Genomic DNA, 20,767 nt, shown 5'->3' with positions numbered 1-20,767 from the left:
AGGTAAGGACGCAGAGCGTCTAAGGTAGCTGGTTACGACGCGGAGCGTCGTAACCAGCGGCGAAAGGGCTCATCTTGATGGCTGCCCCTCCGACTCACGCCCACGCCTGAAGCCTGATGTAGAGTAGGCGCCCATGATCCTGCGCCTCGCCCTCCCCTCGCCACTGCGCCGCACCTTCGACTACCTTCCGCCGGATGGGGTCGATCCGGCCTCCCTCGCCCCCGGCGTGCGGGTGGCGGTCCCCTTCGGCCGCGGCAAGCGCATCGGGGTGCTGCTGGAGGTCGCAGAGGAGAGCGCGGTCCCCACCCACAAGCTACGCCCGGCGCACCGGCTGCTGGACGCCGTTCCGCTCCTCGATGCCGAAATCCTCGAACTTGCCCAGTGGGCGAGCACTTACTACCACCACCCGATCGGTGAAACGGTGTCCGCCGCCCTGCCGGTGGCGCTACGCAAGGGCGAGCCGGCGGAGGTGGCGGGCAACCGCCACTGGCGGCTCACCGAGGCGGGTCGAGGTCAGTCCCCCGCCGATCTTGCCCGCGCCCCGCGCCAGGCGGAGCTGCTGCGCCGGCTCCAGGAGGCCGACGGCGAGCTGGCCGCCGAGACGCTGGCCGGCGGCAACTGGAGCGCGGTGCTCAAGGCGCTGGCGACCAAGGGCTGGATCGAGGCGGAGGAGCGCCCCTGTCTGCCGCTGGTCAAGATCGAACCGAGTCCGCCACCGGAGCTGAACGACGCGCAACGCCAAGCGGTGACCGCAGTCGGCGCCGCCCTCGGCGACTACGCCGGCTTCCTGCTGGAGGGGGTCACCGGCTCGGGCAAGACCGAGGTCTATCTGGGCATCATCGAACGGGTGCTGGCGGCGGACCGGCGGGTACTGGTGCTGGTCCCCGAGATCGGCCTCACCCCGCAGCTGATCAACCGCTTCCGCCGCCGCCTCCAGGTGCCGGTGGCGCTGCTCCACTCGGGGCTCAACGACAGCGAGCGGCTATGCGCCTGGCACGCCGCCCGCAGCGGCCACGCCCCGGTGGTGCTCGGCACCCGCTCGGCGCTGTTCACCCCGCTCCCCGATTTGGGATTGATCCTGATCGACGAGGAGCACGACCCCTCGTTCAAGCAGCAGGAGGGGTTCCGCTACTCCGCCCGCGACCTGGCGGTGGTGCGCGCCCGCCGCGCCCGCTGCCCGATCGTGCTGGGCAGCGCCACCCCCTCCCTGGAGAGCCTGCACAACGCCCGGCAAGGCCGTTACCGGCTGCTGGATCTGCCGGAACGGGCCGGGACGGCGAGCCACCCGACGATCCGCGTCCTCGACGTCGGCGCCCACCGCACCGAGGCGGGCCTCTCGCCGGCGTTGCTGCGCCACATCCGCGAACACCTGGATCGCAACGGCCAGGTGCTGGTCTTCCTCAACCGCCGCGGCTACGCGCCGGTGCTCGAGTGCTGGGCCTGCAACTGGATCGCCGAGTGCCGCCGCTGCGACGCCAAGATGACCTACCACCGCGCCCAAGGCCGGCTGATCTGCCACCACTGCGGCGCCGAGCGGCCGGCACCGCCCAACTGCCCGCAGTGCGGCAACGAGGAGCTGGCCCACAAGGGGGTCGGCACCGAACAGGTGGAGCACGCCCTGCGCGGCCACTTCCCGGAGGTGGCGGTGGCGCGCATCGACCGCGACTCCACCCGGCGCAAGGGGTCGATGGAGGAGGTGCTGGCGGAGGCCCGAGCCGGCCGCTACCGGATCCTGCTGGGGACCCAGATGCTGGCCAAGGGGCACCACTTCCCGGAGGTGACCCTGGCGGCGATCCTCGACGCCGACGGCGGTCTCTTCTCCAGCGACTTCCGCGCCCCGGAGCGGCTCGCCCAGCTACTGGTCCAGGTGGCCGGCCGGGCGGGGCGCGCCGAGCGCCCCGGCGAGGTGCTGATCCAGAGCCGCCACCCCGACCACCCGCTGCTCCAGTTGCTGATCCAGCGCGGCTACCGGGCGTTTGCCGAGGCGGATCTCGCCGAGCGCCGCGACGCCCACTTCCCGCCCTTCGCCCACCTCGCCCTGCTACGCGCCGAGGCCCCCGACCGTGACGTCCCCCACGCCTTCCTCGAGGCGGCCCGCGCGCACGCCGAGGAGCTGCTCGGCGAGCCCGGCGGGGTCATGCTCCTCGGCCCGATCCCCGCCCCGATGGAGCGCCGTGCCGGCCGCTACCGCGCCCAGCTCCTGCTCCAGGCCGATCACCGCGCCGACCTCCACCGCCTGTTGACCCCCCTGGCTCCCGCCCTGGAGACCCTCCCCTCCGCCCGCAAGGTGCGCTGGTCGCTCGATGTCGATCCGGTGGAGATGTTTTGACTTGGGCACTGGAAACGCGGAGAACGCAAAGACGCAGAGAACGCGGAGAAGAGCGAAAAGGGCGCCTGCTCCTATATACTTTGTCAGTACCTTTTTGCCGGAGTCCACATCATGTCCAAGCAAGCCGTATTCACCATGAAGCTGGAGTCGGAACTACGCGCCGAGTTCATGGCCGCGGCGGAGGCTGCCCACCGCCCGGCCTCGCAGATCGTACGGGAACTGATGCGTGACTACGTGCAACGCCGACGGGAGACGCGGGAGTACGACGAGTTTCTTCGCCGCAAGGTCGAGACTGCTCGCACCTCCATGCACGCGAACAGCGGTCGGGACAACGATGAGGTGGAGGCGGAGTTCGCCGCCCGACGTGAGCGCCTGCTGACCGGGGCGGATAAGACCTGAACATGCGGGTGCGCTGGACTCCACAGGCGGAGGAGGACCGTATCGCGATCTGGGAGTACATCGCTGAAGACAATCCTCCTGCTGCGGCGCGCATGGACGCGCTTTTTTCCGAGGCCGCGGGTCAATTGGCCCACTTTCCCGAAATGGGTCGTCCCGGGAGGATCGCAGGCACCCGCGAACTGGTCCCTCACGAACACTACCTCCTGGTCTATCAGATCGCCGATGAGACCACCTGGATCCTGACCCTCGTCCACACCGCCCGCCAGTGGCCGCCGCTCGGCTGAAACCTCTTCTCCGCGTTCTCTGCGTCTCTGCGTCCTCCGCGTTTCCTTCCAGAGCGCCGACCCCGGCGTTAGAATGCCCGGCCCGCCCCGGAACCCGATCCCATGAACCAGATGAACGAGCCACAACGCGCCGCGGTGCGCTACGTCGACGGGCCGTTGCTGGTGCTCGCCGGGGCCGGTTCGGGGAAGACCCGGGTGATCACCCAAAAGATCGTCCACCTGATCCGCCACCACGGCCGCCAGGCGCGCCACATCTGCGCGGTGACCTTCACCAACAAGGCGGCGAAAGAGATGAAGGAGCGGGTCGGCCAGCTCCTCCAGGGGCGCGAGGGCTACGGCCTCAAGGTCTCCACCTTCCACACCCTGGGGCTGACCATCCTCAAGAAGGAGCTGAAGGCCGCCGGCCTCAAGCCCGGCTTCTCGATCTTCGACGCCAGCGACAGCGGCACGCTCCTGCGCGAGCTGCTACGCAAGGAGCTGGGCGACTCGCTCGGTGCCGAGGACGACCTGCGCTGGAAGATTTCCCGCTGGAAGAACGACTTCATCGACCCGGCCAGCGCGCTGAGCCACGCGGAGGACGAGTCGGAGGCGCTCGCCGCGCGCATGTACGAGGCCTACGACCGCTGCCTGCGCGCCTACAACGCGGTCGACTTCGATGACCTGATCCTGCTGCCGGTACGCCTGCTGAAGGGCGACCCGGAACTGCTGGAGCGCTGGCAAAACCAGATCCGCTACCTGCTGGTGGACGAGTACCAGGACACCAACGCCTGCCAGTACGAACTGATGCGGCTGCTGGTCGGGGTGACCGGCGGCCTCACCGCGGTGGGCGACGACGACCAGTCGATCTACGCCTGGCGCGGCGCGCGCCCCGAAAACCTGGCGCAACTCAAGACCGACTACCCCGCGCTGAAGGTGATCAAACTGGAGCAGAACTACCGCTCCATGGGCACCATCCTGCACGCCGCCAACACCCTGATCGCCAACAACCCCCACCTCTTCGACAAGAAGCTGTGGAGCGCCATGGGCCCCGGCGATCCGATCCGGGTGATCTCCTGCCGCGACGCCGACGGCGAGATGGAGCGGGTGGTCTCGGAACTGCTGACCCACAAGTTCCAGAGCAACACCCAGTACCACGACTACGCCGTGCTCTACCGCGGCAACCACCAGTCCCGCGCCCTGGAGAAGGTGCTGCGCGCCCACCGCATCCCCTACAAGCTCTCCGGCGGCACCTCGTTCTTCGAGCGCACCGAGATCAAGGACCTGGTCGCCTACCTGCGGGTGCTGGTCAACCCGGACGACGACAACGCCTTCCTGCGCATCGTCAACACCCCGCGCCGCGAGATCGGCCCCGGCACCCTGGAGAAGCTGGGCAGCTACGCCAACGAGCGCGGGGTGAGCCTCCACGCCGCCAGCTTCGAACTGGGCCTCGAACATATCCTCTCCCCGCGTGCCCATGAGCGGGTGAGCCGCTTCACCCGTTGGCTCACCGAGATGAGCGACCGCGCCAAGCGCGGCGACCCGGTGGGGCTGGTGAAAGACGTCATCCGCGACATCGGCTACGAGGCGTGGCTGGAGGAGAACGCCCCTAACCCCTCGGCGGCCGAGCGGCGGGTGGCCAACGTCAACGACCTGATCGAGTGGCTGATCAAGGTGCGCGACGAGGAGGAGGGTGCCGAGCGCAGCCTCGCCGATCTGGTGGCGCGGATGACGCTCCTGGGCATCCTCGAGCGCGACAGCGGCGAGGACGACGAGAATGCGGTCCACCTGATGACCCTGCACGCCTCCAAGGGGCTGGAGTTCGACCACGTCTTCATCGTCGGCATGGAGGAGGAGCTGCTGCCCCACCGCACCAGCCTGGAGGAGGACAACGTGGAGGAGGAGCGGCGCCTCGCCTACGTCGGCATCACCCGAGCCCGGCGCACGCTCACCTTCACCCTGGCACGCAAGCGCAAGCGCTACGGCGAGGTGATCGAGTGCGAGCCGAGCCGGTTCCTGAGTGAGCTGCCGAAGGATGCGCTGGAGTGGGAGGGGGCCGGGGTGGAGGTGGCGCCTGAGGTGCGCAAGCAGCGGGGCAATGCCCATCTGGCCAATCTGAAGGGGATGTTCGATTGAGCGGGTATCGACCCGCCGCCCCGAGCGACTCACCGTAGGTCGGCGCTACCGCGCCGACGCAAACGAAGGCAGCGGACTCGCGGCCATGACGCCCCTTCCGGATGGCGTATCCCGTTCGGAAGGCACCGCGGCGGCTGGAAGATTGGTGCCTCCGTTCGCGTCGGCGCAGTAGCGCCGACCTACCGCTCCATTCAAGATCGCTTCAAAGTGACGACGCGGTGCCCAAAAACATGTCTGAAAGCGCCGAAAACCCTCGCCCTTCACACCGCCGGTCCATCGGCGAACATCGCCTCGATCGCCGCGGCGTAGTGCTGCAAGACCCGATTGCGCTTCACCTTGAGGGTGGGCGTCATCAGTCCGTTGTCGACGCTCCACGGCTCCAGGGTGACGTGGACCCGGCGGATCTTGGCGTAGGCGGGGAAGCCGTGACAGAGCCGGCCCACCCGCGCGACCACCTCATGGTGCAGCCCCTTGTCGGCCAGCGACGACTCCTTCATCGGATCGAGCCCCAGCGACTGGGCGAATCCCGCCCAGTGGTCGCCGCTGAGCACCGCCACCGCGGCCAGATAGGGGCGCCCCTCGCCCACCACCACCACCTGCTCGAACAGCGGATCGAGGGTGATCGCCAGCTCCATCTCCGCCGGTGGCACCTTCTCGCCGTTGGAGAGGACCAGGATCTCCTTGATCCGGCCGGTGATGGTGATGTGCCCCTTGGGCCCGATGCTCACCCGGTCGCCGGTGTGGAACCACCCCTCGTCGTCGATCACCGCGGCGGTGGCGGCGTGGTTGTTCCAGTAGCCGAGCATCACGTTGGGGCCGCGCACCAGCAGTTCGTCGTGCCCCCCTACCTGCACCTCCACCCCCGGCAGCGCAGGGCCGACGCTGGAGGGGAGGTTGTTCTCCGGCGGGTTGACCGCCACCACCGGCGAGGTCTCGGTGAGCCCGTAGCCCTGCACCAGGTTGAGACCGAGGCCGATGAAGACCCGCGACACCGCGGGCGAGAGGGCGGCACCACCGCTCACCACCAGCCGCAGCCGACTGCCGAACAGCGCCACCGCGCGGGCCGCCACCAACCGCCTCAACAGCGGCCAGGTCAGTGCCCGCAGCCCACAGCCGCGCCGCCCCTGGGCCCGCTCGAAGACCGCCCAGCCGGCCTCCACGGTGGCGTCGAAAAGGGCGCGGCGCAGCGCGCCGCCCTTCTCCAGTCCCTGGCGGATGCGGCCGTGGATGCGCTCGAAGATCCGCGGCACCGCGATCATCACCGTCGGCTGCAGGGTGGCCAGATCGTCGGCCAACTGGGGGATGCCGCGGGCATAGGCCACCGTCGCCCCGGCCATCATCGGCATGTAGTAGCCGGCCATCCGCTCCAGCATGTGGGAGAGCGGAAGGAAGGAGAGGAACAGGTCGTCGCTGGAGAAGTCGATGATGGTGAGCGGCGCCGCGGCGTTGCTGAGGATGTTGCGGTGGCTCAGCATCACCCCCTTGGGGCGGCCGGTGGTGCCGGAGGTGTAGACGATGGTGGCCAGCTCGTCGGGCGTCCCCTCGCGGCCGCGCAGCACATGGCCGCCGGCGGGGAGCCAGGCGTCGCTGTAGCGCAGCCGCGCCGCCTCCCCCTCCTCCGGCTCGCCCTCTCCCAACGCCACCACCCGCTGAAGCCCCGCCAACGGCTCCAGCGCCGCGGCGAGGCGGCGCCAGCGAGCGCGATCCTGCACCAGCAGCAGCTTGACCGCCCATCCTCGAGGATGAAGGCGACGTTGTCCGGACGATCGTCGGTGTAGAGGGGGACCACCACCAGGCCGAGGCCGAGGGCGGCCTGCTCGAAGATCACCCACTCCCGGGAGTTGCGCAGCGACAGCGCCACCCGGTCGCCGGGGCGCAGCCCCTCGCCCTCCAGTGCCGTCTGCCAGCGCGCCACCTGGTCGGCGATCTCGGCCCAGGAGCTGGCGACCCACGCCTTCCGGGCTCGGTCATAGGCGAGGTAGGCGGAGTGGTCCGGGGTACGCTGGACGCGCAGGCGGAACAGCCCGTCGAGGGTCACCGCCTCCGCCGCCGGGATCGAAGCAATCGGGGTCAAACCGCCCCCTCCCTACTTGGTGAAACGCTTCATCCGCACCTTGTCGTTGAAGAACTGGATGGTGATGCTGCCCGCCTCCCCCGTCCAACTGGCGGAGGTACCTGAGAGCCCGGCGACCCCGGCGCTGGAGACCTCTGTGGGGGCGCCGAGGATCGCCTCAACTTCGCTGCGGCTCATGCCGTCGCGGACCTTGTCGAAGTTCTCCTGGGTAATCTTGGTACAGGCCACCAGCCATACCAGCAGGGCCAGGACAACGAGGCGCAGAGAGATCGTTTTCATAGGGATCGATATACCTGAATCCGGGAAAGATGAGGGTACGCTCAAACCAGCAGCTCGGGGCGAACCATCCAGACGATGCTCCACGCCCCCTCTTCATCACAGCGCTCCAGGCAGACCACACTGGCAGGGCGCAAGGAGAGCAGCGGGCCGTCGTGGCCGGGGGCCACCAGCAGGGCGGCAAGGCGACCGAGGAAGGGGAGGTGACCGACCACCATGGCGTCCTCGCACCACTCCTTCACCTGACGGGCGAAAGCGGCAACATCGTCCTGCGGGGCGATGCCGGCCACCGCCGCCGCATCGCGCCCCGGCGCCACCGCCCGCACCAGCACCTCGGCGCTTTGCCGGGCACGCGCCTTGCCGCTGTGGATCACCCGGGTGACGTGGACACCGGCGCGCTCCAGCAGGCCGGCCAGCCGCTCCACCTCCACCTCACCCCGCGGGCTCAGCGGCCGCTCCGGGTCCTCCTCCTTGGAGAGCGCCTCACCGTGCTGCACCAGATAGAGTCTCATGGCAAACCTCCAGGCGTACCGCCCGGCGATCGACGCCCCGCCAGGGGCGCCGATCGCGACGCGACACGCTACGCGATATCAGTAATGGTAGCCGAGGCGCAGGACGTGGAACTCGATCCCCGGATTGGGGTCTTCGATGCCGGCGTTGGAGAGGTGCTGGAAGCGGTAGGCGAGTTCCCACCGGTTGTGATCGCCGAAGCGATAGCCGACGCCGAGATGGGTGCCTAAATGTAAGACGCCACCCATGTCGCGATTGTCCAACTGCTCATCGGAGAGCAGGTGGGCACCGATGCCCAGCTCGAAGAAGGGGTAGGGAGCGGATTCGGACTTGGGCTTGAGCTGGAACACCGGGGTGAAGCTCAGGTCGGCGCCGCCGCCGTTGCTCCACACCCCCGCCTCCGCCTCCCACAGGCCGGTAACGTACCAGTCGCCCTCGTCGAACCAGCGCTTGTCCCAGTCCCACTGCAACCCCACCCGCGCCAGTTCGGTGTCGTCACCGCCACCGATGGTGACCGCCGCCCCATCCATCCCCCGGGCGGGGACCGTCGCCGCCAGAACCAACGCCGACGCCAGCGCGCCACACACGATCGCCTTGCCCATAACTCCCCCTGGTCTGTTTTAATAGCGGCGCCATCGGGCGCCGCCGAAGCATTTGGATTTGGTGTATTGCGTCCCGCGAGCGCATTCCTGACGGCGGAGACCGCCGAAGTATAACAAGGCCGCACGGTGAAAAAAGAGGCGAAAATGGGGATCGAACGATGGGACGAAAGGGCCGGCGGCCCCCTCTCGAAGGCCGTGGCGTTCCGCAAGCCCGCCATCGGCCCGGTGGCCAGTTGATGGCCGCCCCGCATCTCCAGAGTCTGGTGGGGCTGGCGGCGCTCACCGCCATTGCCTGGTTGTTCAGCGAACGGCGTAGCGAGGTGCGGCTGGCCGCCGCCGCGGGGGGCGTCGCGGTGCAACTGGCCCTGGCCGCGCTGCTCCTCTACCTGCCCGCCTCGCGCGAACTGTTCACCCTGCTCAACGATCTGGTGCTCGCCCTGGAGTCGGCCACCCGCGCCGGCACCTCGATGGTCTTCGGCTACCTCGGCGGCGGCGACCTCCCCTTCGACGAGCAGCAACCCGGCGGCGCCTACGTGCTCGCCTTCCGCGGCCTGCCGATGGTGCTGGTGGTCAGCGCGCTCTCCGCGCTGCTCTTCTACTGGCGCATCCTGCCACGCATCGTCGGCGCGCTCTCCTGGCTGCTGCAGAAGAGCCTCGGCGTCGGCGGCGCCCTCGGCGTGGCGACCGCCGCCAACATCTTCGTCGGCATGACCGAGGCGCCGCTGCTGATCCGCCCCTATCTGGCGCGGCTCACCCGCTCGGAGCTGTTCACCGTGATGACCGCCGGCATGGCCACCGTCGCCGGCACGGTGATGGCGCTCTACGCGGCGATCGTCGGCCCGGTGATCGACGGCGCGCTGGGCCATATCCTCACCGCCTCGCTGATCTCCGCGCCGGCGGCGATCACCGTCGCCCGGCTGATGGTGCCGGAGCGCGGCCCCTCCTCCACGCCGGGCACCGCCGGCGAGGTAATCCCCGAGCGGGACGCCGACAGCGCCATGGACGCGGTGACCAAGGGGACCCTCAGCGGCATCCAACTGCTCGCCAACATCATCGCCATGCTGATCGTGCTGGTCGCCCTGGTGCACCTCGCCAACCTGATCCTCGGCCTGCTCCCCGACCTCGGCGGCGAACCGTTCACCCTGCAGCGGATCCTCGGCTGGCTGATGGCCCCGGTGGCCTGGTTGATGGGGATCCCGTGGCGCGAGGCGACCACCGCCGGGGCGCTGCTCGGCACCAAGACGGTGCTCAACGAACTGATCGCCTACCTCAACCTGGCGGCCCTGGAGCCGGGCAGCTTAAGCGAGCGCAGCCGGCTGATCCTGGTCTACGCGATGTGCGGCTTCGCCAATTTCGGCAGCCTGGGGATCATGGTCGGCGGGCTGGGGACGCTGGTGCCGGAGCGGCGCGGCGAGATCGTCGAGCTGGGGATGCGCTCGATCGTCGCGGGGACGCTGGCCACCTGCATGACCGGGGCGGTGGTCGGACTGTTGATTTAAGAAGAGAAACATCCAACGCAAAGGCGCGAAGACGCAAAGGGCGCGAAGTTTTTCTTTACTCTTTGCGTCCTTTGCGTCCTTTGCGTCCTTTGCGTCCTTTGCGTCCTTTGCGTCCTTTGCGTCCTTTGCGTCTTAGCGCCTTTGCGTTGAACTCTTCGCATGGCCACCGAGGCTATAATCGCGGAGCCACCCTCACGACGGAGCGGATATGAAGGACTCCACCTACCAAAACGACTTTCTGCTCTGGACAGAACGCCAAGCGGCGCTGCTACGGGCCGGACGCCTCACCGAGCTGGACTTCGAGAATATCCTTGAGGAGATCGAGGACATGGGCAGGGAGCAGAAGATGGCCCTCCAATCACTGCTGCGGATGATTCTCGTCCATCTGCTCAAGCTGGAACTCTCCCCCGCCACCGAGCCGCAAGCCAAATGGGCCGAAGAGCTGCTGGAGTTCCGCGCCCAAGCAGAGAACCGGATCGAAGACACCCCAAGCCTGAAGCACTACATCGACGAGCTGTTCGCCAAGGCATGGCCCCAGGCGCGGCGGATCGCGCAGAAGTCGTTCGAACTCCATCACGAGAAGGTGACGATCCCGGCGGAGTGCCCCTACACCCTGGAGCAGGTGCTCGATTCCGACTATTTCCCGGGATAACCGGGCAGGAACATCCAACGCAAAGGCGCGAAGGGCGCAAAGTCCGTTTCTCGTTGCGCCGTTTACATTGAATGCATCAATCCACCCGCTTCGCCGCCGCTCGGTAGGCACCCTTGTCGCGGCGGGGACCGATGGCGATGATCAAGACCTCCACCTCCCGGCACTCCACCCGGTAGACGATCCGCAGGTCCCCGGTGCGCAGGCGTCGGTAGCCGGCGAGGTTTCCGCTCAGCGGCTTGCCGACCTTGTCCGGCTCGCCCCGAACCAGCTTCTTGCCGATACCCGCAGGTCGTCGAGCTCGTCCTGCAGCGCCTCGTAGGTCGCCACCGGCAGCACCACCGCGGCGGGCGCATTGTTGCGCATCACCACGTAACGATCCTGCTTGCCGCTGATCAGGTTGTCGAAGAACTTCTTCGCCGAGCGGGCGATCTCGGTGATCGAAACCGCCTGATCGGCACGGGTAAGTAGGACACCCATCTCTGCACCCCGAAAATCATGTAATTATGCGGATAATAGCACGCACAATAACATGCAAACGGAAAATGAGATCTCTCAACCCCGATCCGACCGGCACATGTCCGGCAGCCAGTCGTCGGGCAGACCCTCGCCGCGGCAGCGCCAGACCAGATACCCGCCGCGCTCGACGAAATCGAAGACCAGCGACTTGCCGGCAAACGCCTCATCCCCCTTCAGCTTCACCTCGACCCGCCCCTGGTCACCCAGGGTGAGCGACTCCACGTAGTCGCTCCGCGGTCGCTCGGGCAGGGTCAGTTCCTCCAGCCCGTTCGGCCAGCGCCCCTCGCTGCCGTGGAACACCTTCACCCGCTGCACCACCTCCTTGCCGAGGGCCACGCCGGCCAGCAGGTTCTTGCGGTGGGTCAGGTTCTCACGGGTGGGCTGGGCGTAAAGCAGGATGCCGGCGACGGCGACGACCAGGACGAGGGGGGCGATGAGATCAAGTCGGTTGAGGAGTTTCATGTGGTTACTGCGCATGGATGAAGAAAGTGCGTAGGGTGTGCCTCGGCACACCCTCCCCAATCGGCGAAGCGTGTCCACCTCGGACTCGCGCCGATGCAACGAAGTTCCCCCTACTCCCACTCCCCAAAATGCCCCTCCCCCTCGATCAAGGTGCGGGCCATCATCAGGGCGTCCTCCCGCCCGTTGCGGGCGGGGTAGTAGTTGGGGCGGCGGCCGATCTCGTTGAAGCCGAGGGAGTCGTAGAGGGCCACCGCGGCGGTATTGGAGGGGCGTACCTCCAGCAGCGCCATGTCGGCGTCGCGGCGGCGGGCGAGGTGGAGCAGGTGGTTGAGGATGCGCCGGCCGACCCCCCGCCCCTGGTGGTCGGGGTGGACGCAGACGTTGAGGATGTGGGCCTCGCCGGCGGCCACCATCATCACCCCGTGACCCACCACCTCCCCATCCAGCTCCGCCATCCAGCAGAGGTGGCCCGCCTGCAGGCAGTCGTTGAAGATCCCCTCGCTCCACGGGTGACGGTAGCCGGCCCGCTCCACCCGCATCACCGTTACCAGATCCGCCGCGGACATCGGCCGCAAGCGCACCTCGCGGGCCTTCATCACCGCGCTCATGGAAGAATCCAAAGAGATTGTCCGCAAACGAACGCGAATGAACGCGAATGATCAGAGAATCTTTCTACGACTTTTCGGCCAGGGTCATCGACGCCCATCAGTGGCTCCGTTCGATGAACGCCCTTGGGTAGGGTGTGCCGACGACAGGAAGCGCACCACTCCGTAGAGGCTGGTGCACCTCGTTCCTCGGCACGCCCTACGACGTTCTCACACGTCACGCTCTTCATTTGCGTCTGCCTTCGCGTTCATTTGCGGACAAATATTCTCTTCAACCGGCGCCGTGGACGCGCAGGGCCAGTTTGAGGTCGTCCCAGGCGCGGCGCTTCTGGCTGGGGGTGCGCAGCAGGTAGGCGGGGTGGTAGGTGGCGACCACCGGGATGCCGTAGGGGCGCAGGGTGTGGACCCGGCCGCGCAGACGACCGATCGCCTCGTCGGTCTGCAGCAGGTTCTGCGCGGCGACGCGCCCGACGGCGAGGATCACCCGCGGCTGGATCAGCTCGATCTGGCGCAGCAGGTAGGGGATGCAGACCTCCACCTCGTCGGGGCGCGGGTCGCGGTTGTTGGGCGGCCGGCTCTTCAGCACGTTGGCGATGTAGACCTGCTCGCGGGCGAAGCCGGCGGCCCACAGCATGGCGTTGAGCAGCTTGCCGGCGCGGCCGACGAAGGGCTCGCCCTGGAGGTCCTCATCGTGCCCCGGCGCCTCCCCCACCACCATCCAGGTGGCGTTGCGGTCGCCGACGCCGAACACCGGGTGGGTGCGGCTGCGGTGAAGCTCGCAGCGGGTGCAGTCGCGCACCATCGACTCCAACGACTCCCAGCCTACCGACGCGCCCACCGAACGGCGCGGCTCGGGCACCGGGGGCGGGGCCGGCCGTTGGCGCGGCGCGGCGGGAGCCGGACGCGGCGGCGGAGAGGGAGGAGCGGACCGGGGAGCATTGCGCGCCATCGGGGGCGGCGCCGACGGAGGCGGCATCGCCGCCTCGTCATACCACGGCGGCGGCTCGTCCCAGGCCGGGGGCTCCTCCATGAACGGCGGCGGCGCGGGCGGCGCAGGGGATTCGACAGGCGGAGCGGAGACAGGAGGCGCCACCGGCGCGACCTCGGCAACCGCCTCCTCGACCGGCGAGGCGACCTCCACAACCACCCCGTCCGCGGCAACCGCGTCGTTGGGCAACCAGACCTGGATGCCCATTGCGTCGAGATAGAGGAGGCGCTGCTCGGGGGTCATGAGAGAGTTACAAAAGCCATCCGGAAAGCGTTCGAGAATACCGGAAGCGGCCGGCAATTCGTAGGGTGTGCCGAGCTACGAGGCGCACCGCGCTCCGACCGGTGCGCCTCCTGTCGTCGGCACACCCTACCCGGCATTCACGGCCGGCGCCCGCCGAACAGCGCCAGTTCCAGATACTTGAAGAAGCACTCCACGTCGTGGAAACCGGTCTCCCGCAACCAGGCGCACTGCGCCTCCACCGGGGCCGGCGAACGTTCGCCCACATCGCTGCGACCGCGGTACCCCGCCTCCACCGCCTCGCGGGAGCGCAGCCCGCCGGACTGGCGGTGAAGGGCCTCGATCACCTGCTGGTCCCACAGCTCCGCCGTCCATCCGGACGCGGCGGCGACCCGGTCCAGGTTGAGGAACAGCCCGCCCGGTTCCAGCAACTGGAACAACTCACCGTAGAGGGTGCGTTTCTCACTGTCGGGGTAGTGGTGGAAGGTGAAACCGGAGACGATCAGATCGAATCCCCCCGCCGGCAGTTGCAGGCACCAGCTGGGGTCTGAGAAGTCGGCGTGGAGCAGGTTGGCGCGGCCGCCGAAGGGGGCCAACGCCATCCCCGCCTCGCCGAGCATCAGCTGGGAGCGATCGAGGAGAAACCCTTCGGCCTCCGGAAAGGCATCGAGCAGCACCGCGCCGAGCAGACCGTCGCCGCAACCCAGGTCGAGGAAGCGCCGCGGCGCCCGACCGCCGCCGGCCAACCGCACCAGCAGCGCCAACTGCTCCTCCAGGAACGGAATGGCGCCGCGTGGGCCGGCGAGAAAACGTTCGGTGAATTGGCTAGAACTCAAGGTCTCTTCCATATCTCGTCGTCCGGGGGGGCTTGTCGCCCCTATCGTCGAACCATTCACCCACCGCCGGTGCCAACGGAAAGGCGACGGCGGCCGCAGGCCGCCCTATAGGGCGGGCCGCGCCCGCCGCGGCGCCGAATCAGGCACCGAACGTCACGCCGGGAAAACGCCTACGAACAGCACAAACATCAAACCGTATGCGCCTGCGGATGGGTCCGATCACGCACCTGCGTCAGCTTGTTCAGCGCGTTGATGTAGGCCTTCGCCGAGGCGATGACGATATCGGTATCCGCCCCCTGCCCCTGATGGATCGCCCCCTCGCGCACCAGCCGTACGGTCACCTCGCCCTGGGCGTCGGTACCGCTGGTGATCGAGTTGACCGAGTAGAGCTCCAGCGTCGAGCCGCTGCGCACCACCGAATCGATCGCCTTGAAGGCCGCATCCACCGGCCCGCCGCCGATGGCGTTGGCCTGCTTCTCCACCCCCTCGACGTTGAGGGTGACCACCGCCTCGGGGGTCTCGCCGGTCTCGCTGCACACCTTCAGCGCCACCAGCTTGATGCGCTCGTTCTCCGCCTCGAGGTCCGCCTCGGTGAGCAGCGCCTGGAGGTCCTCGTCGTAGATCTCATGCTTCTTGTCGGCCAGCGCCTTGAAGCGGCCGAAGGCCTCGTTGAGGGACTCCTCGGCGGCGAACTCGATGCCCAACTCGCTCATCCGGGTACGGAAGGCGTTGCGCCCGGAGTGCTTGCCGAGGACCAGCCGGTTGGCGCTCCAGCCGACATCCTCGGCGCGCATGATCTCGTAGGTCTCGCGCTTCTTCAGCACCCCGTCCTGGTGGATGCCCGACTCGTGGGCGAAGGCGTTGGCGCCGACGATCGCCTTGTTGGGCTGCACCGGGAAGCCGGTGATGCTCGATACCAGCCGCGAGGCGGGGACGATCTGGGTGGTATCGAGGCCGCTATCGCAGCTGAACAGATCGCGACGGGTACGCACCGCCATCACCACCTCTTCGAGCGAGGCGTTGCCCGCCCGCTCGCCGAGGCCGTTGATGGTGCACTCCACCTGGCGGGCGCCGTTGAGCACCGCGGAGAGCGAGTTGCCCACGGCCAAGCCCAGATCGTTGTGGCAGTGGACCGAGAAGATCGCCTTGTCGGCATTGGGCACCCGCTCGATCAGGGTGCGGATGGTCTCGCCGAACTGGTGGGGCAGGTTGTAGCCGACGGTGTCGGGGATGTTGATGGTGGATGCACCGGCGTCGATCACCGCCTCGATGATGCGGCAGAGGAAATCGATCTCGGAGCGACCCGCATCCTCGGCGGAGAACTCCACGTTGTCGGTGTGGCCGCGCGCCCGCTTCACCGCCATGATCGCCTGCTCGACCACCTGATCGGAGGTCATGCGCAGCTTCTCCTGCATGTGGATCGGCGAGGTGGCGATGAAGGTGTGAATCCGCGCCGAGGCGGCGTCCTTGAGCGCCTCGCCGGCACGGTCGATGTCCTTCTCCAGGGCGCGGGCCAAACCGCAGACGGTGGAGCCCTTGACCGCGCGGGCCACCGCCTGCACCGACTCGAAGTCGCCGGGGCTGGCGATGGGGAAGCCCGCCTCGATCACGTCGACCTTCATCTTCTCCAACACCTTGGCGATGCGCACCTTCTCCTCCTTGGTCATGGAGGCGCCGGGGCTCTGCTCGCCGTCGCGCAGGGTGGTGTCGAAGATGATCAGCTTGTCGCTCATGGTCTGCTCCGGGGATAGGCACGGAACACCGCGAAGCGGTGCCGGCCGCAAAGAAAAAGTAGGAATTCAGGACCCCTGCCAGGGGAAAGGAGACGCCGGCAGTGACGAAGCGGTCGCGCCAGGGCGTTCAAATCACGCCAAATCAACAAGTAAGCGGCGAAATATACCCGTCAGCCCACCACCTTGCCAACCCCGCGCGCACCGACCAGTCGGCGGCAGAGTACGAAGGATTCTCCCCACAAACCCGTCACCACACACTGATTTTTCGGCCCCAAGCCGAAAAATCAGCCGATGATGAGATAGATGGAGACGGCGAGAACCAGCAGGCTGAGGACGATGACGACGGTGAGGTGGCGTTCGAACGGCAACATGGGAGGTTCCCTCTTTTCATTGCGGGCTTCCAACCGAAACCCTAAACCTCCCCCTAGGGTAGACCACCCTCCCCCTTCTCGCCCGCCTCCTCGGCCACCCGCGCCTCGGTGCGCAACTCGCGCTCGGCGCGCCGCCTGCGCAGATGGAAGATGGTCAGCAGCGGCCCGGAGAGCGCATAGAGGAAGACCACCCCGAACAGCACCTTGGGCGGATCGATCGAGGCAAAAATAAAGGCGAGCACCACCACCAGCAGGGCAACGAACGGAACCCGGTTCTTCAGGTGCATGTCCTTGAAGCTGTGGTAGCGGATGTTGCTCACCATCAGCACCCCGCTGGCGATCACCAGGAAGAAGGTCCCCCACAGCAGGGTGTTGCCGTCGAAGCCGAGGTCGTCGGCGGCCCACACGAAGCCGGCCACCACCGCCGCCGCCGCCGGACTGGGCAGCCCCTGGAAGTAACGCCGGTCGGCGGTCCCCACCTGGGTATTGAAGCGCGCCAGCCGCAACGCCGCCCCGGCGGCGTAGACGAAGGCCGCCAACCACCCCAGCTTGGCCCACGCCGCGCCCATCTCGGCGAAGTGGATCAGCGACCACTGATAGGCCACCAACGCCGGGGCCAGCCCGAAGGAGGCCATGTCGGCAAGGCTGTCGTACTCCACCCCGAAGGCGCTCTGGGTATTGGTCAGCCGCGCCACCCGCCCGTCCAGCCCGTCCATCACCATAGCGACGAAGATCGCCACCGCCGCGGTCTCGAAGCGCCCGGCCATGGAGAGGATGATCGCGTAGAAGCCGGCGAACAGCCCCGCCGTGGTGAACAGATTGGGCAGCAGATAGATGCCGCGCCGCGGTTTGGAGTCTGAGTTCATGCACACCGTCCGAAAGCGTCGATCCGCAGAGTCTAAAGCACTGTCCCAACGCGGGAAACCGCGACCACTCTCCCACCGGGAAATGACAGCGCGATGGCACCCCGGGCCGCCGCGACGATGCCCCGTAGGTTGGGTTGAGCGAACGCGATGCCAACCTGCATATCCTCTGGTTTCCACGCTCCGCGTGGAAACCTCTTCTCTTACGCTCAGCGTCATGTCAAACGAAAGCTCCAAACGTTCAACACCTCGCCAAGGACCAGGACGCAGAGCGTCCAAGGTGGCGGGTTACGACGCAGAGCGTCGTAACCAGAGGGGGGACCAGAGGGAAGAGTGGTGCGTCCATAACCACCGCTCCCCCAGGTCATCGTCACCACACCTCTCCGCACGGCGCGCGCCCTTCCACAAAGCCACACGCCCAACCGTTCCCGCTTTCCCCGCCGAGGAGTCCGCAACGATTTGACACCCCATCGCCCTCGGCTACGCTGAATCCGTAACGACTCCGTAAAACCCGAGAACCCGTCATGGACGACCGCCTCGACGCCCGCGCCACCCGCCGCCTGCTCGACCGCCTGCAAGGGGAGCCGGGCGCCACCGACCGCCAGCGGCTGGAAACCCTGATCGGCCTCCTCGACGCCACCCACCGTTTCCCCCTCGGCGCCGCCCTCGCCGCCCTCTTCCCCCACCAGGAGCGCGAGGCCGCCCTCAACAGCTACCGCGCCCTGCGCCGACGCCTGCGCAAAGCCGCCACCAAGAAGGGGCTCGCCTTCGCCCTGGCGGTGGATGGCCACAACCGCACCCCGCCCGAGCGGCGCTGGAGCTGGTTCGAAGGGGAAAACCAGGCCGCCCGCGAAGCGGCCGACTACGCCCGCAAGGAGGCCTCCGCCGCCCAACCCGAACACCTCGCCCCCCAGGACGGCCTGATCCTGGAGGAGACCCGCGACGGCAAACGGGTGATTCGCTACTTCGTCTCCTACGCCCACGAGGACCGCAAGGCCGCCGCACGGCTCCTCAAACACCTGGAGACCCGCCTGCTCTGCTCCAAGGAGTACCACTTCGAACGCTGGATCGACGGCGACATCCTGCCCGGCGAGCCGTGGCGCGAGGCGATCCGCAAGGCCATCGACGGCTGCCACTTCGGCCTGCTGCTGGTGAGCTACGACTTCCTCGCCAGCCCCTTCATCACCCGCCACGAACTGCCCCACTTCCTCTCCCCCGACCCGCAACAGCCGGTGGCGTGGAGACGGGCGATCCCGGTCGGCCTGGAAGAGATCGAATTCAACGACGCCATCGACCTGAAAGGACTGGGGACAACCCAACTGTTCCGCGACGACGCAGGCAAATTCTTCACCCAGCGAACGGGAACCCGCGCCAAGGGATTCGTCAACGAGCTGGCCAACGCCATCGAGGCGGTGGTGCGCCAACACCTGGACACCCCCAAACACACCCCCGCCCGCCGTCTCACCGAACACCAGCGGCGCCACCTGCTGAAGGAGGAGGAGCTCGACTGCCTCGTCGTCCCGGAAGGCCTCGTCGCCAGCCTGGAGAAGATCGACCCCGACGCCGGGGCACCGAGCGACGGCCAGCGCCTCGACGCCCTCGACTTCCTGGAGCGCTGGGCCCGCGACCCGCGGGGCCAGGGCTACTTCGCGCTGCTCGGCGAATACGGCATGGGCAAGACCACCACCTGCAAGGCCCTCACCCACCGCCTGCTGGCGGCGCGGGAGCGCGACCCCGCCACCCCGCTGCCCATCTACTTCGACCTGCGCCACCTGGGCGAACGGGCGAAGCAGGAACCGCTCCTCCCCGAGATCATCGACACCGTGCTCCGCCGCAGCTGGCAGGCCGGCCCCGACCTCCCCCGCCTCAGCGCCGACGAGGTGATCCACCTGGTCCGCGAACAGGGCGCCATCGCGCTCTTCGACGGCCTCGACGAGGTGCTGGTCCACCTCTCCACCGCCGCCGGCCAGCGTTTCACCCGCGAACTGTGGCGCATCCTGCCGCCGACCACCCGCCGCGAGGAGGAGAAGGGCGACCCGCCCCGCCGCGGCAAACTGCTCCTCTCCTGCCGCACCCACTACTTCCGCACCCTGCGCGACCAGAAGAGCCACTTCACCGCCGAGGACCGCGACGGACTACAGGCCGACGACTACCGCGCCTTCCTCCTCCTTCCCTTCACCGAGGCGCAGATCCAGAAGTATTTCGAACTCACCCTCCCCGACGAGTCGGTGGAGCGGCTGCTCGGCCTGATCCGCACCATCCACAACCTGCCGGAGATGGCCGAACGCCCCTACACCCTCAGCCTGATCGCCCGCCACATCCCCCAACTGGAGCAGTGGAAGGCCGAGGGACGCACCGTCACCGGCGCCACCCTCTACGACCACATGGTCCGCTCCTGGCTGGAGCGCGACGAAGGGAAACACCAGCTCACCCCCGACCACAAGCGGCTGCTCATGGGCCGCTTCGCCGCCACCCTGTGGCGGGCCGGCGAACGCACCTGGGGGGTGGAGGAGCTGGAGCAGTGGCTGGTGGACTTCCTCATCGACCACCCACGGATCGCCGCCCACTACGACGGCATCTCCCGCGAACTGCTCAAGGAGGACCTGCGCACCGCCACCTTCCTGGTGCGCGAGGGCGAGGAGCGCTTCCGCTTCGCCCACACCTCGCTGCAGGAGTTCTTCCTCGCCGCCCACCTGCGCGAACGGCTGCGCGCCGGCGACCGGCAGGCCCTCGACCTGCCGCTGCCCAACCGCGAGGTCTTCGACTTCCTCGGCCAACTGCTGAGCGAGGAGCGCGACGAGCGCTGCCTGAACACCCTCAAGGCGGTGGGCGACGCCTACCGCCCGCGGGCCAGCGAACTCACCCTCGCCTACGCCCTCCACGCCCACGGCAAGCGATACCCCGCCCCCACCCTCACCGGCTTCCACCTGGAGGGGGCCCGGCTGAGAGCGTGGCGCCTGGAGGGGACCCCGGACCGCCCCCTCCCCCTCCACGACCTCCAGCTCCAGGGCGCCGACCTCACCAACGCCCGCCTGCGCCACCTCACCCTCGACGGCGCCGACCTGAGCGGCGCCCGGCTCGACCGGGCCGAGTTCATCGGCGGCCGCGCCGTCGCCACCCGCTTCGACCGGGCCACCCTCGCCGGCACCCTCTTCCGCGACCTTGACCTCACCGCGGCCGACTTCACCGGCGGCGAGCGCCACCGCACCCAGTGGCTCCACTGCCGCCTGGAGCGGACCCGCGGCCTTCCCCCCGCCGACCGCGGCGACCCCGACGCGGGCCTGATCGCCCGCGGCCACCCCGTGGGCCGCGACACCCGCCCGCCCACCCACCCCCGAGCCCTGCCCTTCACCGGCCACGCGGGCAGCGTCCAGGCCGTCGCCGCCTCCCCCGACGGCACCGCCATCGCCTCCGCG

17 protein-coding genes and 1 pseudogene are annotated in these 20,767 nt (G+C 68.3%); 7 read left to right on the top strand and 11 right to left on the bottom strand.

What is annotated here, in order from left to right:
• Positions 1–133: 133 nt before the first annotated feature.
• The 4 genes from ACYQ2W_RS19820 (at position 134) to rep (ending at position 5,124) form a co-directional block, all read left to right on the top strand.
• Complete coding sequence (locus tag ACYQ2W_RS19820; protein WP_459871149.1) at positions 134–2,329, top strand: primosomal protein N'; 2,196 nt, start codon at positions 134–136, stop codon at positions 2,327–2,329.
• A 111-nt stretch (positions 2,330–2,440) separates the two neighbouring features.
• Entirely contained in the window at positions 2,441–2,728 is a 288-nt protein-coding gene (locus tag ACYQ2W_RS19815; protein WP_459871147.1) for an antitoxin of toxin-antitoxin stability system, read from the top strand.
• Positions 2,729–2,730: 2 nt separating this feature from the next.
• Positions 2,731–3,012, top strand: a complete 282-nt coding sequence (locus ACYQ2W_RS19810) for a type II toxin-antitoxin system RelE/ParE family toxin (RefSeq protein WP_459871144.1) — start codon at positions 2,731–2,733, stop codon at positions 3,010–3,012.
• 102 nt (positions 3,013–3,114) lie between these two features.
• A complete protein-coding gene (rep, locus tag ACYQ2W_RS19805) occupies positions 3,115–5,124 on the top strand; it encodes a DNA helicase Rep (RefSeq protein WP_459871141.1) in 2,010 nt (669 codons plus the stop codon).
• Positions 5,125–5,384: 260 nt separating this feature from the next.
• Here the strand turns inward: rep and ACYQ2W_RS19800 are convergent.
• The 4 genes and pseudogenes from ACYQ2W_RS19800 to ACYQ2W_RS19785 all read right to left on the bottom strand — a co-directional run bounded on the left by ACYQ2W_RS19800 (position 5,385) and on the right by ACYQ2W_RS19785 (position 8,586).
• Positions 5,385–7,198: pseudogene (locus tag ACYQ2W_RS19800) on the bottom strand (AMP-dependent synthetase/ligase).
• A gap of 12 nt (positions 7,199–7,210) precedes the next feature.
• Positions 7,211–7,477 carry an outer membrane protein assembly factor BamE domain-containing protein gene (gene bamE, locus ACYQ2W_RS19795; RefSeq protein ID WP_459871138.1) on the bottom strand — a complete coding sequence of 89 codons (267 nt, stop codon included), beginning with the start codon at positions 7,475–7,477 and terminating at the stop codon, positions 7,211–7,213.
• 41 nt (positions 7,478–7,518) lie between these two features.
• Entirely contained in the window at positions 7,519–7,986 is a 468-nt protein-coding gene (gene sixA, locus ACYQ2W_RS19790) for a phosphohistidine phosphatase SixA (protein ID WP_459871135.1), read from the bottom strand.
• A gap of 78 nt (positions 7,987–8,064) precedes the next feature.
• Entirely contained in the window at positions 8,065–8,586 is a 522-nt protein-coding gene (locus tag ACYQ2W_RS19785) for an acyloxyacyl hydrolase (protein WP_459871132.1), read from the bottom strand.
• A gap of 236 nt (positions 8,587–8,822) precedes the next feature.
• On the opposite strand from ACYQ2W_RS19785, the gene ACYQ2W_RS19780 reads away from it, so the two are divergent.
• Positions 8,823–10,085: a NupC/NupG family nucleoside CNT transporter gene (locus tag ACYQ2W_RS19780; protein WP_459871130.1), complete on the top strand. Its 1,263-nt coding sequence runs from the start codon at positions 8,823–8,825 to the stop codon at positions 10,083–10,085.
• A gap of 208 nt (positions 10,086–10,293) precedes the next feature.
• Positions 10,294–10,737, top strand: a complete 444-nt coding sequence (locus tag ACYQ2W_RS19775; protein WP_459871127.1) for a DUF29 domain-containing protein — start codon at positions 10,294–10,296, stop codon at positions 10,735–10,737.
• A gap of 228 nt (positions 10,738–10,965) precedes the next feature.
• On the opposite strand, the gene ACYQ2W_RS19770 is transcribed toward ACYQ2W_RS19775, so the two are convergent.
• The 7 genes from ACYQ2W_RS19770 to pssA all read right to left on the bottom strand — a co-directional run bounded on the left by ACYQ2W_RS19770 (position 10,966) and on the right by pssA (position 17,354).
• The gene (locus ACYQ2W_RS19770; RefSeq protein WP_459871125.1) at positions 10,966–11,214 is read right to left on the bottom strand and encodes a type II toxin-antitoxin system prevent-host-death family antitoxin; all 249 of its coding nucleotides are present in this window, start codon (positions 11,212–11,214) and stop codon (positions 10,966–10,968) included.
• A 75-nt stretch (positions 11,215–11,289) separates the two neighbouring features.
• Positions 11,290–11,715 (bottom strand): pilin, encoded by a 426-nt coding sequence (locus ACYQ2W_RS19765; RefSeq protein WP_459871123.1) that lies wholly within the window; start codon positions 11,713–11,715, stop codon positions 11,290–11,292.
• A 110-nt stretch (positions 11,716–11,825) separates the two neighbouring features.
• Positions 11,826–12,323, bottom strand: coding sequence for a ribosomal protein S18-alanine N-acetyltransferase (rimI, locus tag ACYQ2W_RS19760; protein ID WP_459871120.1), 498 nt, complete (start codon positions 12,321–12,323; stop codon positions 11,826–11,828).
• A gap of 268 nt (positions 12,324–12,591) precedes the next feature.
• Positions 12,592–13,551 (bottom strand): uracil-DNA glycosylase, encoded by a 960-nt coding sequence (locus ACYQ2W_RS19755; protein ID WP_459871117.1) that lies wholly within the window; start codon positions 13,549–13,551, stop codon positions 12,592–12,594.
• Between the two features lie 137 nt (positions 13,552–13,688).
• Positions 13,689–14,384 carry a class I SAM-dependent methyltransferase gene (locus ACYQ2W_RS19750; RefSeq protein ID WP_459871115.1) on the bottom strand — a complete coding sequence of 232 codons (696 nt, stop codon included), beginning with the start codon at positions 14,382–14,384 and terminating at the stop codon, positions 13,689–13,691.
• A 188-nt stretch (positions 14,385–14,572) separates the two neighbouring features.
• Positions 14,573–16,117, bottom strand: a complete 1,545-nt coding sequence (locus ACYQ2W_RS19745; protein WP_459871112.1) for a 2-isopropylmalate synthase — start codon at positions 16,115–16,117, stop codon at positions 14,573–14,575.
• A 424-nt stretch (positions 16,118–16,541) separates the two neighbouring features.
• A complete protein-coding gene (gene pssA / locus ACYQ2W_RS19740) occupies positions 16,542–17,354 on the bottom strand; it encodes a CDP-diacylglycerol--serine O-phosphatidyltransferase (RefSeq protein ID WP_459871109.1) in 813 nt (270 codons plus the stop codon).
• 521 nt (positions 17,355–17,875) lie between these two features.
• Here pssA and ACYQ2W_RS19735 point away from each other — a divergent pair.
• On the top strand, positions 17,876–20,767 hold a 2,892-nt coding region (locus ACYQ2W_RS19735), incomplete at its 3' end, for a TIR domain-containing protein (RefSeq protein WP_459871107.1).

The sequence above is a fragment of the Endothiovibrio diazotrophicus genome (genome assembly GCF_054657215.1).
This window is presented reverse-complemented; position numbering and strand designations above follow the sequence as displayed.

What these genes read in the sequence shown, in the direction of transcription:
- ACYQ2W_RS19820 (WP_459871149.1), top strand. Translation starts at nt 134, where the DNA reads ATGATCCTGCGCCTCGCCCTCCCCTCGCCACTGCGCCGCACCTTCGAC.
- ACYQ2W_RS19815 (WP_459871147.1), top strand. Translation starts at nt 2,441, where the DNA reads ATGTCCAAGCAAGCCGTATTCACCATGAAGCTGGAGTCGGAACTACGC.
- ACYQ2W_RS19810 (WP_459871144.1), top strand. Translation starts at nt 2,731, where the DNA reads ATGCGGGTGCGCTGGACTCCACAGGCGGAGGAGGACCGTATCGCGATC.
- rep (WP_459871141.1), top strand. Translation starts at nt 3,115, where the DNA reads ATGAACCAGATGAACGAGCCACAACGCGCCGCGGTGCGCTACGTCGAC.
- bamE (WP_459871138.1), bottom strand. Translation starts at nt 7,477, where the DNA reads ATGAAAACGATCTCTCTGCGCCTCGTTGTCCTGGCCCTGCTGGTATGG.
- sixA (WP_459871135.1), bottom strand. Translation starts at nt 7,986, where the DNA reads ATGAGACTCTATCTGGTGCAGCACGGTGAGGCGCTCTCCAAGGAGGAG.
- ACYQ2W_RS19785 (WP_459871132.1), bottom strand. Translation starts at nt 8,586, where the DNA reads ATGGGCAAGGCGATCGTGTGTGGCGCGCTGGCGTCGGCGTTGGTTCTG.
- ACYQ2W_RS19780 (WP_459871130.1), top strand. Translation starts at nt 8,823, where the DNA reads ATGGCCGCCCCGCATCTCCAGAGTCTGGTGGGGCTGGCGGCGCTCACC.
- ACYQ2W_RS19775 (WP_459871127.1), top strand. Translation starts at nt 10,294, where the DNA reads ATGAAGGACTCCACCTACCAAAACGACTTTCTGCTCTGGACAGAACGC.
- ACYQ2W_RS19770 (WP_459871125.1), bottom strand. Translation starts at nt 11,214, where the DNA reads ATGGGTGTCCTACTTACCCGTGCCGATCAGGCGGTTTCGATCACCGAG.
- ACYQ2W_RS19765 (WP_459871123.1), bottom strand. Translation starts at nt 11,715, where the DNA reads ATGAAACTCCTCAACCGACTTGATCTCATCGCCCCCCTCGTCCTGGTC.
- rimI (WP_459871120.1), bottom strand. Translation starts at nt 12,323, where the DNA reads ATGAGCGCGGTGATGAAGGCCCGCGAGGTGCGCTTGCGGCCGATGTCC.
- ACYQ2W_RS19755 (WP_459871117.1), bottom strand. Translation starts at nt 13,551, where the DNA reads ATGACCCCCGAGCAGCGCCTCCTCTATCTCGACGCAATGGGCATCCAG.
- ACYQ2W_RS19745 (WP_459871112.1), bottom strand. Translation starts at nt 16,117, where the DNA reads ATGAGCGACAAGCTGATCATCTTCGACACCACCCTGCGCGACGGCGAG.
- pssA (WP_459871109.1), bottom strand. Translation starts at nt 17,354, where the DNA reads ATGAACTCAGACTCCAAACCGCGGCGCGGCATCTATCTGCTGCCCAAT.